Raw genomic sequence first — 15167 nt, 5'->3', positions numbered from 1 at the left:
CGCCACCGGGGCGCTGTCTTCCAGCATGAACTCCAGCCGCCCGGGCGGATAGGCCGGATCCAGCGGCACGTAGGCACCACCGGCCTTCCACACCGCCAGCAGGCTAACCACCATGTCGATGCCGCGCGTCATGCAGATTGCCACCCGCGCATCGGGCACCACGCCCTGCCTGCGCAACTGGCGCGCCAGCCGGTTGGCCCGGGCATTGAGTTCGGCATAACTGACTTCGGCGCCTTCATGCGAAAGCGCCACTGCCTGCGGCGACGCGACTGCCCGCGCCTCGATCAGTTCATGGATACAGGAACCCTCCGGATACGCAGCTTGGGTCGCGTTCCATTCGACCAGCAGACGCTGCCGCTCGCTGGCGTCCAGCAGCGGCAGCGTGGCGATGCTTCGGCTGTCGTCTTCCACCATCGCCTGCAGTACCTGCCGCAGGTAGCCGCAGTACCGTTCTATCGTGCTGCGTTCGAACAAGACCGTCGCGTATTCGAGACCACCCGAGATTCTGTTGCCCACCTCACCCAGATACAGCGACAAGTCATGCTTTGCGGTACCCGAATGTCCTTCGAGCCGGGAAAACTTCAGGCCGGGCACATGCAAATTACCTTCGTCATTGTTCTGCCAGGTGAGCGAAACCTGGAACAGCGGACTGTGCGCGGTGCTGCGCGGCGGGTTAACGATCTCGACCACCTGCTCGAATGGCAGTTCCTGATGTTCGTGCGCCACAAGCGCCTGCGCCTTGACCCGTGCTAACAATTCGGCCACATCTGGATTGCCTGACAGATCGATGCGTAGCGCCAGCACGTTGACGAAGAAGCCGATCATTCCCGCCAGTTCCTTGCGCCTGCGATTAGCGGTCGGCGTTCCGACAACCAGGTCTTCTTGACCTGACAAGCGCGACAATAGGACCGCCCAACCTGTCAGCACAGTCATGAACAGCGTGATGCCACGACGTTGTGCCAGCGCCTTTAACTTGCTTGTCAGTGCAGGGTCGAGAACCAGCTCGACATAGCCTCCTGCAAAATCCTGTTGCACCGGGCGCGGCGAGTCGAACGGCAGATCGAGGACTGCCGGTGCGCCGGCCAAGGTCCGCTGCCAATACTTCATCTGAGCCTGCCAACCAGCTTCCTGCAGGCGCCCCCGCTGCCAGACCGCATAGTCCGCGTACTGTACCGCCAAGGCGGGCAGGGCTTCCGCACTACTGTCCAGGTGGGCCCTGTAAAGCGCAGTAAGCTCATCGGTCGCGACGCCTAGTGACCAGCCGTCCGACACGATGTGATGCATCGCGATCAGCAGCACATGTTCATCCTCACCCAGCTTGAGCAAGCGGCCGCGCACCAGCGGCCCCTTCTCCAGGTCGAACGCCATGCGCGCTTCCGCCGCCATTGCCTCGTGCACCGCTGCGTCAAGCACATCGCGCGTAGCGCAGGCTGCCAGATCCTCTTCGTGCAAGGCAATGTCCGTGCTGCCCGAAGCAATGATCTGCACGGGCTCGTCGTCAACCAGCGCGAAGGTCGTTCGCAATGCTTCATGTCGCGCGACGAGTGTGGAGAAAGCATGTTGCAAGGCGGACCGATTCAGCCTTCCCTCGATCCGCAGGCCGATCGAAATGTGGTACGGCGCGCTTTCCACCTGCATGCGTGAAACGAACCACAGTCGCCGCTGGGCAAATGACAGCGGGAACGGCTTGCCACGCTGAAGCGTCGGTATCGCTGCCTGGCGTTTGAGCTTGGCAGCACGCGCCAGGCGCACCAGGCGGTCGCGGTCGTCCTGCGGCAAGTCGTCTAATGGGGGAACGTTCATGTCAGCGTCGATAGCGTGGAGGGTTCAGCGCCGGAACCGGCTTGTTCGCCGTCGAGTTCGCCCGGCGTCAGGTCGGCCAGCAACAGGTTCACGATCCTTTCGGAAAGCGTGGCGAGCGTCGGCCTGGAAAACAGGTCCTGGATTGACACTTCGGCGCCCATGTCGTGGGCGACCCGGGCGATCAGCTTGGTGCCAAGTAGCGAGTGGCCGCCGAGCGCAAAGAAATCGTCGTTCCGGCCGACGTGCGGAACCTTAAGGAGTTCGGCCCAGATGACGGCCAGTTCCGTTTCGATCTCTCCTACCGGCGCTTCATACCGGTGCGCCGCGTGGACCGGTGCGTCTTCTTCAAGCAGGCGGTTACGGTCCAGCTTGCCGTTCATTGTCAAAGGTAGGGCATCAAGCGTGTGGAACGCCGCCGGCACCATGTACTCCGGTAGCTTCAACGCGAGGTGCGCGCGCAATTCATCCGGAAGCGTTGCCAGCCGCTTGGCCTGCAAGGGATCGTTTGCATGTGACAAGCGATTGCCGGCCAACGATGCGTGTCCTTGGCGTTGCCAGTCGACGTCAGGCAATGTGTCGCTCTTAGACACCACGGCATGATAGGCACCGGATTTGTCGGCCGGGTACCAGCTCAACTTGAGCAGGTAACCTCGCTGCCGGCAGAATTCGGCCAGATCCGCGCAGGTCATGCCGGCTTCGGCAGCGCTGTCACGTCCCGCATCGAATGTGTCGGTGCTCGACTGCCCTTCCTGCATTTGATCGAGCATCCGGGCGACCGGCCCGACACGCGGATTGAACACCGACCTGAGGCCGATCAGCGCATGCGGCGAGTCAATGATGGCGCGGCCGATCTCGGCGGCGCCCCAGCCGGCGGTATCGCAGTCAATCCAGTGCGGCACCTGCGCGACATCCGACGGCGCCGCGATGGTCAGCACGACGTCATAGCGGTAGGCCGACATCTCGTTCAGATGCGCGCTTTCCTTGGGGAGGATCTGGACGGCGGAGATGCTCGGTATCTTTTCGCTCAGCGACATGAACCACTCCGGATCGAGCAATAGCTCGGGGTCCAGTCGAGCCTTCTGCCGGATCCGCGTCCTCAGTTGCGCGGTGCTCAGGCCGGGAGTGGGTTGCGCGAGCTGCACCGACAGGTGGAATGCTTCGAGCAGGCCGTGGTGGCGCACGTCACCGATGAAGATCCTGCCACCAGCCGCGACTTTGCCAGCCGCTCCTGCCAGCACTTCGAACAGGTACTCACTGTTCGGAAAATACTGGACAACCGAATTGAGGATGACCGTGTCATAGCGTTCCTGCGGCACGCCGGACAAATCCGCCGCATTCCCGTGCACGAGCACGATGCGCGCGTTCAGCTCCGGGTCCGAACGAATGTGGCGAGAAAGCTGTTCGACCGTCTTGCGAGAAAGATCGGTACCCACATAGCGTTCGCATGCGGGCGCAACGTTGAGGAGAATCATGCCGGTTCCGCATCCGATTTCGAGCACGCGGCGCGGATTGAGCCCGCGCACGCGGCGCAAGGTACCGTCCAGCCACTCGTGCATTTCGACATCCGGAATCGGTTGGTGCGTGTAGCTGCTGCGCCAGCCTACAAAATTGAAGCCCGGTTTCGCCTGCTCGAACGACTTGTCATCATAGGTCTGGTCGTAGAGGCGCGACCACTCCGCGATGTGCTCATGCGCGAGTTGCAGGGCTTCCTCCTGCGTGAAATCGGTGCGTGCGGTCAGGTAGGCGATCAGGCGCTTGTCGTCCGGCCCGTTGTCCCGGGCGACCACGGCGGCCTCACGCACGGCCGAGTGTTCGGCCAGGCGGGCTTCGATCTCGCCCAGCTCGATACGGAAGCCACGCAGCTTGACCTGCATGTCGTTACGCCCCAGATACTCGATCTCGCCATCCGGCAGGCGCCGCGCCAGGTCGCCGGTCTTGTACATGCGCGCCATCGGCCGTCCAGAAAAGGGATCGGTCAGGAAGCGTTCCGCTGTCAGTTCGGGACGATTCAGGTAACCGCGCGCGACGCCGGCGCCCGCGACATACATTTCTCCAGCAACGCCGGGGGGAACCGGGGCGCCATGCCGGTCGAGGATATAGACGGACAGATCCGGAATCGGATGGCCGATGGGGCTGACGCCAGCACGGTTCGTATCGGTTGGTGCCAGGGCACGGTATGTGACATGGACCGTCGTTTCCGTGATGCCGTACATGTTGACGAGTTGAGTGTTCCGGTTGCGCGCCTGTTCATGCCAGGGTTTCAGCATGGCTGGCTCCAGCGCCTCGCCGCCGAAGATCACTGCGCGCAGGCGGTGCGTCAGATCACTCTGGCGCTGCGCTTCCACGAGCTGGCGGAAGGCGCTCGGCGTCTGGTTAAGGATGGTCACTCCCTCGTCGCAGAGAAGCTGATAGAACTGTGCCGGGGAACGTGACGTGTCGTGTGAAACGACAACCAGGCGTCCGCCATGCGCCAACGCGCCCCAGATCTCCCATACCGAAAAATCGAATGCGCAGGAATGAAACAAGGTCCAGACATCCGATGCGGAATAGTTGAACCGGTCGCGGATCGTGGTGAACAGGCGTGCGACGTTACGGTGTTCGACCAGCACACCCTTGGGTCGACCGGTGGATCCGGATGTATAGATGACATAGGCAAGATCCTCGGGGCCGGCGCCGTTCGCTTTATCGGGGTTCGATGCCGGCTCCTGCCGCCACGCGCTCTCCTGCTCCTGCAGATCGATGACCGGCACTGACGCGCGTTCGAGCACAGTGCGTGACGCCTGCTTCACGCCTGCGTGCGTAAGGACGACTACCGGCTTGCTGTCGGCGAGCATGTAGTCCAGCCGGTCCGCGGGATACGTCGGGTCCAGCGGCACATAGGCGCCGCCCGCCTTGTGCACGGCTAGAATAGCAACAATGAGATCAACGCCGCGATCGAGGCAAAGCGCGACGTATGTATCCGGAGCAACGCCCTTGCGTCGCAGGTAGTGTGCCAGTCGGTTCGCCCTGCTGTTAAGCTCGCCGTAGCTCACCGATACCGGACCGTGCATCAGGGCCACTGCCTCGGGATGCCGGTGCGCATGCTCCTCAAAGGATTCATGTACACACACTACATCGACCGGTGCGGCTTCGACCGCATCCAGGCCCAACACACTGCGCGTTTCGGCTCCGTTCATGAGCGGGATGCGGCTGACAGTCGCGCCCTCATCCGCCGCCATGGCCCGCAGGGTGTTGTGAAAATACCCGAGGTAACGCGCGATCGTTGAAGAGTCGAACAGCGCGGTCGCATACTCGATCCCGCCAGTGATTCCGCCTTCATCCTCGGCCAGGTACAGTGACAGATCGAACTTCGTGGTCAGACGCGGCGGCTGCAGCACTTCCACCTGCATGCCCGGGAAGCTGACTGCTCCTTCGTCGTTGTTCTGCCAGGTGAAGCTGACCTGGAAAACCGGATGGTGATCCAGCGTTCGAGTCGGGCTGAGGCTCTCGACCAGGTGTTCGAACGGCAGTGCCTGGTGCTCTTGGGCCTCCAGCGTGCGGCGCTTGACGCGTGCCAAAATTTCCGCCACGTCCGGGTCGCCGGAAAGGTCCAGGCGCAGCGCCAGTGCATTGACGAAGAAGCCGACCAGGGGTTCGGCCTCCACCCGGGTACGATTTGCTACCGGCGTTCCGATGACCAGGTCATCGGTGCCGGCCAGACGCGCCAGCAGCACCGCCCATCCGGCCAGCAAAGTCATGAACAGGGTCGTACCGTGGCGCTGACTCAGCGCGCGAAGGTCGTGCGCTAGTTGCTCGTCGAGGCGTGTTTCTAGGAATGCGCCCGAATAATCCTGCTCTGCGGGACGGGGCCGGTTTACGGGCAGCTCCAGTCGTTTGGGGGCATCGGCAAGCAACGTTGTCCAGTATTTTGCGTGTCCCTCCAGCGTCTCTGTGGTGCTCCAGCGGCGCTGCCATAGCGCGTAATCGGCATATTGAAACGCTGGTGGCGGCAAGGGATCCGGCTCCCCGCTGCTGAATGCGCGATACAGCGCGCTTAGCTCGCGCGTCAAGACGCCGACGGACCAGCCATCCGACACGATGTGATGCATCGTGCACAACAGAACGTGTTCGCTTTCCGCGGACCGGATCAGGCGGCCGCGCGCGAGCGGGCCGCGCTGGAGGTCGAATGGCGCCGCGACTTCGTCGTGCATCAGGGCTTGCAAGCGTTTGGTCGCGTCGGCATCTCTTTCCAGGTCGACGTACTCGAGCGGGAAGCCACGCGCGGGAGAAAGGATGCGCTGACGAGGCTGCCCGTCGGCAAGCAGGAAGACTGTGCGCAAAGCTTCGTGGCGTTCGACCAGTCGATCCAGAGCACGCTGCAGGACGGCGCGATCCAGTTCGCCCGCCAGCCTGAGCGCGAAACCCATGTTGTAGGCACGGCTGACATGCTCCAGCTGCGAAAGGAACCATAGCCGCTGCTGGGCAAACGACAGCGGCAAGGGTTCTGCCCGCAACACCGGCGTCACCGGCGGCAATTCGCTGCGTGCGGCGGTCCTGACCATCACTGCCATGTCGCCCAGCACCGGATACGCAAACACCTGCGTGACGTTCAGCTCTACCCCGAGTTCAGACCGGATCCGGGAAATCAGGCGTACCGCCAACAAGGACTGACCGCCGGCCTCAAAGAAATGCTCGAGGCGGCTGATCCGTTCAATCCCGAGCAGCGCACTCCAGATCCGCGCCAGCGCGATTTCGATGTCGTCCGCCGGCGCCACATATGCGCTGTGGGCAAATTCATCGGGCAAAGCCGCCGGAAGCGCCTTGCGGTCAAGCTTGCCGTTTGGTGTAAGCGGCATTTCTGCAAGCGCGACAACGGCAGCCGGCACCATGTAATCGGGAAGAAAGGTGGCAAGGTAGGCGCGCAGGGTGGCGATGTCCACGCGTGCATCGGCAGCAGCAGTGAAATATCCGACGAGCCGCTTGTCGTCGTCGTCACTTCCCTGCAGGAGAACGGCGGCCTCGCGCACGTCCGGATGACGCACCATGCAAGCCTCGATTTCGCCGAGCTCCACGCGGAAGCCACGCAACTTGACCTGGAAATCCGAGCGTCCCAGGAACTCGAGATTTCCGTCAGGAAGGTAGCGTGCAAGATCGCCGGTCCGGTACATGCGTGTTCCGTCGCCGGCAAAGCAGTCGACAACAAAGCGTTCGGCATCGAGTTCAGGCCGCTTGAGATAACCGCGCGCCACGCCAGCACCGCCGATATACAACTCACCCACGGCTCCAAGCGGAACAACCTGCTGCTCGGCATCGAGCAGGTATAGGCGCGTGTTTGCGAGCGGCCTGCCGATCGGTGCATACGCGGCGGTCCCGCGGGCCTCATTCGTACCGAGCGCTGCGCAGGTCGACCAGATCGTCGTCTCTGTCGGCCCGTACACGTTCCATAGCCGGCCGACCTTCGACGCCAGCTCGCGTGCGAGTGCGCGCGAAAGCCCCTCGCCGCCGCATAGCGCCTTCAGACGGGTGGCGCCCGCCCATCCGCCGGACAGCAACATGCGCCATGTGGCCGGTGTGGCCTGCATCAAACTGATTTCATTCTGGTCCAGCAACACGCTTAGGGCAACCGGATCCGCGTTGTCCGAACGTCCGCACAGCACGATACATGCGCCATGGATCAGCGGCAGGTAGAGTTCGAGCGCGGCAATGTCAAAAGCGATTGTGGTCAGCGCCAGCACGCGTTCGTCCGCATGCATACCAACGGTATGACCGATCGACTGTAGCAGGTTAACTACGCCCCGATGCTCGACCATAACTCCCTTGGGCTTTCCCGTCGAGCCCGAGGTATAGATCACGTAGGCGAGGTTCGACGCCGACAGACCCATCGCAGCCGCATCCAGGTCCGACTCCAGTTCATCGATCCAGTCGCCCGCCTGTTCATCTAGCAACAGCACCGAGGTGCAGGCAGCGCCAAACATTGCACGCAAGCCCGGGTCAAGACGCGAATCAAGCAGTACAAGCACAGCTTCGCTGTCGTGCACTGCGTGCGCAAGCCGCTCAACCGGATGAGCCGGGTCGAGCGGGACGTAGGCACCGCCCGCCTTGAGCACCGCGAGCAGGCCAATGATCATGTCGCATCCGCGTTCCATGCATATCGCGACCGGCGTGTCAGCACCGACGCCGCGCTGCCGGAGATGCCGCGCCAGACGGTTCGCCCGCGCATTGAGTTCGCGGTAGCTCAGAGAGGTGCCGCTATGCACCAGCGCGATCTTTTCCGGATGACTGCGCGCCTGCATCTCGAAAAGTTGATGGATGCATGCGTCGTCCTCGAACGCTGCCTGCGTGTCGTTCCACTCAAACACTTGCTGCCGTCGCTCGTCGCCGTCAATCAACTGGTGCGCGCTCATCGGAACCAGTTCGTTGTCGGTCATTTGCAGCAATATTCGAATTAGGTAGCGTGCGTGTCGTTCGATAGTGAGCCGATCGAACAATGCGGTCGCATACTCGAAGCGAGCCAGCAGTCTGTGTTTTTCCTCCACAATGCGCAACGTCAAGTCGAACTTGGCGATGTCGTAGGGTGTGTAGACCGCACTAAGCTTTAGGCCGGGAAAATCGATGTCGTCGGTAACCGCAGTCTGCCAATTCAGCATGACCTGGAACAGCGGGCTATGAGACGTGCTGCGCGCAGGCTTGAGTGCGTCCACCATGTACTCGAACGGCAAGTCTTGATGGTCATGCGCGGCGATGACGGTCTCCTTTGTGCGCCGCACGAGTTCGACTGCGTTCGGCGCCCCGTCCAAATTGATCCGCAGGGGTAACGTATTGGCAAAGAAACCGATCAGCGTTTCAAGCTCCGCACGCCCGCGCCCAGCAACCGGCGATCCCACAACCAGATCATTCTGGCCTGACAGGCGCGACAGCACTGCTGACCAGCCGGCCAGGACCGTCATGAATAAGGTCGCCTGATGGCGCGTGCTGAACTGCCTGAGTCGCGCGGTCAGCTCCGCATCGATCTCGACGTTTACGGAGGCGCCGCTGTAATCCTGGACCGACGGCCGGGCACGGTCGGCCGGCAACGTCGACACTGCGGGAGCACCCTGTAACTGTTTTCGCCAGAAGTCAGTCTGTGCGTGCAGCGCTCCCTGTTCGAGATTGGCCCGCTGCCAGACCGCATAGTCGACGTACTGGATTTCCGGCCTAGGCAGGGTGTGTTTCCGGCCCTCGGACAAGGCCCGGTAGATTGCAACGAGCTCGCCGGCCAGCACGCGCATTGACCATCCATCCGAAACCATATGGTGCATGCAGACCTGCAGAAGATGATCCTGCGCATCGAGCCTGGTCAGGTTCGCGCGCAGCAGCGGGCCGACAGCCAGGTCGAACGGTTGCAAGACGAGTGCACCGGCCAATTCGAGCGCCGTACGCATGCGCTCAGACGATTCCATGTGGCTCAAGTCATGGAGATACAGGCGAATTGCAAGTTCCCCTGTTACGTTGATGGCAGGTCGCCCATCCTCGTTACAAAAGCGTGTGCGCAGGATGTCATGACGTTGCATGATCGTGTTCAGCGCATCCTCCAGTGTCGGGAGATTGATCTCCCCTTGCATGCGCACGCAGAATTCCTCGTTGTATGCGGCGCTCGCAGGCTGCAGCTGATTCAGAAACCACAGACGCTGCTGGCCGAACGACAGCGGCGTACCTGCCGGCGCAGATAGCGCTTTCTGCTCGGGTGTCCAGCTTCCGCCGCGCTCATCCAGGAATTGCAGGAGCGCCGCCTTGTGGATGCGCAGGGCAGTGATCATGGTATCGTCTGGCGCGCCACGACTGAATGTAACGACCAGTTCGTCGCCGTCCCGCTTGAGTTGGACTGAAGCGTCGGCAAGTGTTTCGAGCAAGTGGGTTAAGCTCATACTCGCACAACCACCGCTTCCGTCGCCCGGGATTGGTCCAATAGAGGCAGGATCCTGTTCAGGGTCGACGCTTTCGCCGCCTTCAACACATCCAGGTGCTCCGCGAGTTCTTCGAGCTTTGCATGCTCGAAAAGATCTCGGATCGGGAGCGTAAGATTGAAGGCCTCGCCGATGGCATTGTTCAGCTTCACCGCAAGCAATGAGTCACCGCCGATTTCGAAGAAACGATCCTGTGTTCCGACCGCCTGCAAGTTCAGGACTTGCGCATAGATCTGCGCCAACGTCGTTTCGCTCGGCGTACGTGGGGCGACATAGCGGCGGTTCACCGCCACCCTGCCCGGCTTGGGTAAAGCCTTGCGATCGAGTTTTCCGCTGGCGGTCAGCGGCAGTTGATTCAGGTAGGTCAGGCTGGACGGAATCATGTAGTGGGGCAACGAGCGTTTCAAGTGTTTGCGCATGACGTTGGCACTTGGCGGTGCCTTTTGCGAAAGTTGCCGCAGTTCGTTCAGATACGGTAAGGCCTGCAAGGCCGCTTCGGTATCCATCCAGTCGATGAGACAGGCGATCTCGTTGACACCGATGTCCCTCAACTGCGAGACCACGTCGACACAGGTCTGTGGCGTACCAATCAGCGACGCGGTTCTGGAATAGCGTTCGAAAGCATAGTTCACGATGGTGTCGATGTTCTTCTCGTCAAGGCTGCTGGTCGGAATATCCATACCCTTCGCGAAGGCTTCCAGCAGCCCGAGATGCGAACGCATGTAGCGCGTAAACGGCGCTTTCGCCCTATCCAGGGTCTGTTCAAAATCCGGTCCGAGAAACGTATGCACCATCAGTGTGACGCGACCGCGTTTCGGATCGTGGCCATGCTCGGCCAACGCCTGCCGGTAGACCCCGATATTTGTCGCCACCTCATCGATAGTCTGGCCGAGAAGATGGGTCAACAGGTTGGCGCCGAGCGCACCGGTCTGCGCGAAAGTAGCGGGATTTCCGGATGAGGTCACCCAGAGTGGCAGCTCGGGCTGTATAGGCTTCGGGTAAATTCGTACCGAGGATGATTTCCCGGCGCCGTCAGGCAACGCAAGCTGCTCTCCGCGCCAAAGCGCCTTGAGCGCGTCGATCCCGGCCGCCATCACTTCCTTGCGGCACGGGTAGTTGTCGGGCGCCAGTACGAAGTCGCGCGGCACCCACCCGGACGCTACAGATACGCCGACGCGCCCGCCGGAAAGATTGTCAACCACTGACCATTCTTCGGCAACACGCACCGGGTTCTGCAGCGGCAGGACCACACTGCCGGAGCGCAAATGTACGCGGTGCGTGATTGTCGCGAGTGCGGCGCTCAAGGTCGCTGGGTTCGGATACAGGCCCCCGACTTCATGGAAATGGCGCTCGGGCGTCCATACCGCGTGAAAGCCGTTTTTATCTGCGTAGCGGGCGGATTCGATGTATAGCCGATATTTATCGGTCGGATCGTAGGTCTCGGCGCCAAAGTAGAACAAGCTGAAACCCTGGAAGTCATCATCGTGCGCGCTGGAATCTTGCGTCGCCTGCGGCACCACATACGCTGCAAGCCGGTATCCGTCCTCGCTCCCGGCATCGGCCACCACCACGCATTCTTTGACGCAGGGATGGCTCGCCAGCGCCTGTTCCACCTCGCTCGGCTCAATGCGGAACCCGCGAATCTTTAACTGAAAATCGTTACGACCCAGATACTCGATATTTCCATCTGGGCGAAAACGCGCGAGGTCGCCCGTACGATACATCCGCATATCTGGCTTTGAGGAAAACGGGTCCGCGGTAAAACGCTCGGTTGTCCGCTCCGGTTGATTCAAGTAGGCGCGGGCCACACCAACTCCGGAAACGTAGAGCTCGCCAGATACTCCGGGCGGAACTTGTTGCCCCCACTTGTCGAGGATGTAGATGTGTGTATTAGCGATCGGACGACCAATGATCGAGCCGTCGTCGAGCGTCGTCATCGCCGGCGCAGTGTATTCATAGGCGGTCGAATCGCCATTCGCTTCGGAGGAGCCGTAAAAATTGAACAGACGGATTCCGCGATGCCGATCGCTGAATGCGCGCACCAGATCAGGTGCAAGGCGTTCCCCACTGCACATGATGGTGCGCACGGAGGCGAATGCCGCGCCGTCAAGCGTCACGAAGTGCTTCAGCAAGGAGGGCACGAGCACCAGATTGGTGACGCCGCACTGGCTGACTCGTTGCGCAAAAGCGAGCGGATCGCGCGTACTGTCCGGTTCGAACACAACGAGACTGCCGCCGCACGTCAGGGTTTCCAGGATTTCAGTGACGGAATCGACGAAGCCGATGCTGGTCTTGAAAGCCGTGACCAGCGGCATTTCCGCAACAGCCTGATGAAACCACGCAAGCCGGTTGCGCAGGCCCGCGACCGTGTTGGCCACGCCCTTCGGACTGCCGGTCGAGCCAGAGGTGTAGATAATGTAGGCGATGCTTTCATCCGGCGCGGGCAGATCCGCCGGCACCAGGTTCGAGGCCGGCTGAAGCTGCCATGCGGGCGCGTCCTGATCCATGTCGACCAGCCTGGCAGGAGACGCGTCCGGGGCCAGCGATTCCTGAATCGCGGCACGTGCGGCGTCCGGAATTCCTGACCGGACCAGAACCGCAGCCGGTGCGCTGTCGTCCAGCAGATGCTTGAGCCGCTCCGTCGGATATGCCGGATCGAGCGGCACATAGCTTCCACCCGCCTTAAGTATGGCCAGGATTGCGATCGGCAATTGCGGGCAGCGAGGCATGCAGACGGCGACCGGATCGTTCGGCCGGACGCCTGACGCCACCAGATGACGGGCCAGGCGATTGGCTTCTTCGTTCAGTTCGCGATAACTGAGGCAGCGCTCATCGCTGATCACGGCAATGGCCTTGCCATGGTCGACAGCCTGTGCCTCGAACATCTGATGCACCCGCTCCGGCACATTGTAAGACGCGCCGGTGTCGTTCCAGGCCGCGAGTTGTGCCAGTTCATCCTGCCCAAGTAGCGGCAGACGGCACAACGGCGTGTCGCTTTCATCAAGGATCGCGTCGATCAGCAGGCGCAGGCGTTGATGCACGGAGACGATCGCGGCCGCATCGAAGTAGCGCGTGTTGAACACGAAATCGAGCCGGATATCGTCGCTGCGATTAAATTCCCGGACGAACAGGGTCAGCGGCGTCTGCTGATATCCGTTGAGCATGGCGACCGAAACGCCGCGCGCCGTACCCATCACCACGTCATGATCATGGCGCTCGTAGGATAAGCAGATGTCGAACATCTGAGACCGTTCGGCCTGGCGCAGTCCAAGTACGCGATTGAGTTCGCTGATCGGAAAACGCTGGTTTCTGTAATCCCTCTTCAGTACGCCGCCCAGTTCACGCAGCGCATGATCGAAGCCGAGTTCCATCGACAAGTTCATGCGTACCGGGCTGATGCCGGCAAACTGGCCGAAAGTATTCTTGAACGCGGCATTCGAGCGGTTCAGCACCGGAATGCCGATCGTGACATCTTCACGCTGGGTGGTGCGCGCGGCATATACGTACAACAGGGCAAGGATGACCTGAAACGTCGTCGCCCCCCTGCTCTCCGCATAATCTCCGATGCGGTCATAGAGCGCGCGCGGAAGTGTGAAGGTCATGCAGTCGCTCGCTCGCCCTCGCACGGCTTCACCCATGCGACGCCGCGGTGTAAACAAGGCTTCCGGAACGTCCTCGTATTTCGACAGCCAGTACGTGCGTTGCCGATGATAGGCGTCGCTGCGCAAATACTCCCGATCGCTCGAAACGTAGCCTGTGTACTGCGGCACGGAAAGGTCCGGCTCCTGCCCGGCTTCCAACGCGCCGTAGATTGCGGCCATCGAGTGGCCCAGCAAGGCGATGCCCCATCCATCCGTGACCAGGTGATGAAAATGCATGGACCAGTAACACAAGGCATCCGATATCTTGATGAGATCGCAGCGGAAAAGACGCTGGCCATACAGTTGGAATGGCTGGTCCAAGCTTTCTTGCACCCAGCGCTCGGCGGCAGCGTGCGCATCCGGCAGCTTTGAAAAATCGTGCAGCGGCACTTCGAATCGCAAGCCTCTTGGGAATGTCTGCTGCGGCTCGCCGTTCGTATCATCGGGGCGGACGAGAACGAGGCGCAGAGCGTCGTGCTTCTGAAGAAGAAGGTTGAACGCCTGCGTGAAACGGCCGCGGTCGAGTTCGCCTTCGATACGCATGTAGCCGCCGATGTTGTATAAGGGAACGTCGGCGTGCATGACCTGATCGAACCACACCTCGCGCTGGGCGGAGGTCAGCGGAAAGCGCTCCTCGCGCGCGTCAAGGGCAGCGGGGATCGAGTCTTCAATCACGAATACCTCCTTCACCACAGTCTGTCAGCCCGGAACACGTGAGTGCCCGACCGGTCTTTGTCGCGACCGCCCGACACCGGCAAAGCGTGAAGGCGAACCCGTCCACGCTCTCGTGCAAATCAAATAGAGTTATATTCACGTCGTACTCCTCCGGCTCGGATTCCATCCCCGCGACTCGCAGGCGGCGCAGAATGCGGCGTCGCAGCAAAGTAGGATGTCATCGTGAAGTCTTATTGCCGAGGTACCATAAGTGCAGGTTCCGTGCCACTCTGATCAAAAACCTAAGTAGTTGAAATCATTACGGATTAGTTCACAAGAAAACCGAGGGTCGATCTTTGCGGATGGAATTCCAGACGCGCCCTGATTCGGTTCCGAAAAAGGTAACGTGCGCACGAGCCGGATCAGGCGAGGCGATTGAGATGGGTTAATTCGACATGTAACGGCGGTCCCGGTTTGTGTCGAATTCTGTTACGCTCTCACCACAAAAAGGCGACTGCACGGGTTTCAACAGAACCTTGATGCTGGCAAGAAAAAATCAGGACTTCCTAAAAAGGAGACACGCCCCATGTTTTTGGACACAACCGATTTCCCGTCGCTCGTTCGGCTGCAAAACGAGTGGCAAAAGGTGCTGGACGAGTTGCATAACTTGAGCAACACCTACTTCATCGATTGGCCGGAGCGCGATATCTACAGCGGCAAGTGGACGGTCTTTGGGCTCTACAAATTTGGAAAGCGCGTCGACGAACACTGCGCTCTTTGTCCGAGGACGACCGAACTGGTTGAAACAATTCCGGGACTCGTCACTGCTGGCTTCTCTTCGCTTGCATCCGGCACACATATAGCCCCGCATGTCGGCTATACCAATAAAGTTCTGAGATGCCATCTCGGACTCATCACACCAGCTGATTGCGGCATCAAGGTCGCCGGCGAGACGCGAACCTGGCGCCCCGGATCCTGCTTCGTGTTCGACGATACATATCTTCACGAAGCTTGGAACAAGAGCGACACAACCCGCGTCGTGCTGCTGCTTGATTTCAAACGTGACGTCCAAAGTGAAATATCGTTCCCGGAAGCTGTGACATCCTATTAACGGTCATCCGTGAGCATGGCCGACCCACACGTCTCG

4 protein-coding genes are annotated in these 15167 nt (G+C 60.9%); 1 reads left to right on the top strand and 3 read right to left on the bottom strand.

Annotation, left to right across the window (positions count from 1 at the left end; translation table 11 throughout):
• From ASE07_RS26250 to ASE07_RS26240, 3 genes are all read right to left on the bottom strand, one after another.
• On the bottom strand, positions 1-1803 hold a 1803-nt coding region (locus ASE07_RS26250; protein ID WP_057293753.1), incomplete at its 3' end, for a condensation domain-containing protein.
• Positions 1800-9686: a non-ribosomal peptide synthetase gene (locus tag ASE07_RS26245; RefSeq protein ID WP_057293752.1), complete on the bottom strand. Its 7887-nt coding sequence runs from the start codon at positions 9684-9686 to the stop codon at positions 1800-1802. The genes ASE07_RS26245 and ASE07_RS26250, both read right to left, overlap by 4 nt.
• Positions 9683-14041, bottom strand: a complete 4359-nt coding sequence (locus ASE07_RS26240; protein WP_057293751.1) for a non-ribosomal peptide synthetase — start codon at positions 14039-14041, stop codon at positions 9683-9685. Before ASE07_RS26240 ends, ASE07_RS26245 begins: the two co-directional genes overlap by 4 nt.
• A 565-nt stretch (positions 14042-14606) precedes the next feature.
• On the opposite strand from ASE07_RS26240, the gene ASE07_RS26235 reads away from it, so the two are divergent.
• Positions 14607-15131, top strand: a complete 525-nt coding sequence (locus tag ASE07_RS26235; RefSeq protein WP_057293750.1) for an aspartyl/asparaginyl beta-hydroxylase domain-containing protein — start codon at positions 14607-14609, stop codon at positions 15129-15131.
• Positions 15132-15167 lie beyond the last annotated feature (36 nt).

It is taken from the genome of Noviherbaspirillum sp. Root189 (assembly GCF_001428545.1).
Classification (GTDB): Bacteria; Pseudomonadota; Gammaproteobacteria; order Burkholderiales; family Burkholderiaceae_D; genus Noviherbaspirillum.
Note: the sequence above shows the minus strand (reverse complement) of the source record. Positions and strands in the feature narration are given on the sequence as shown.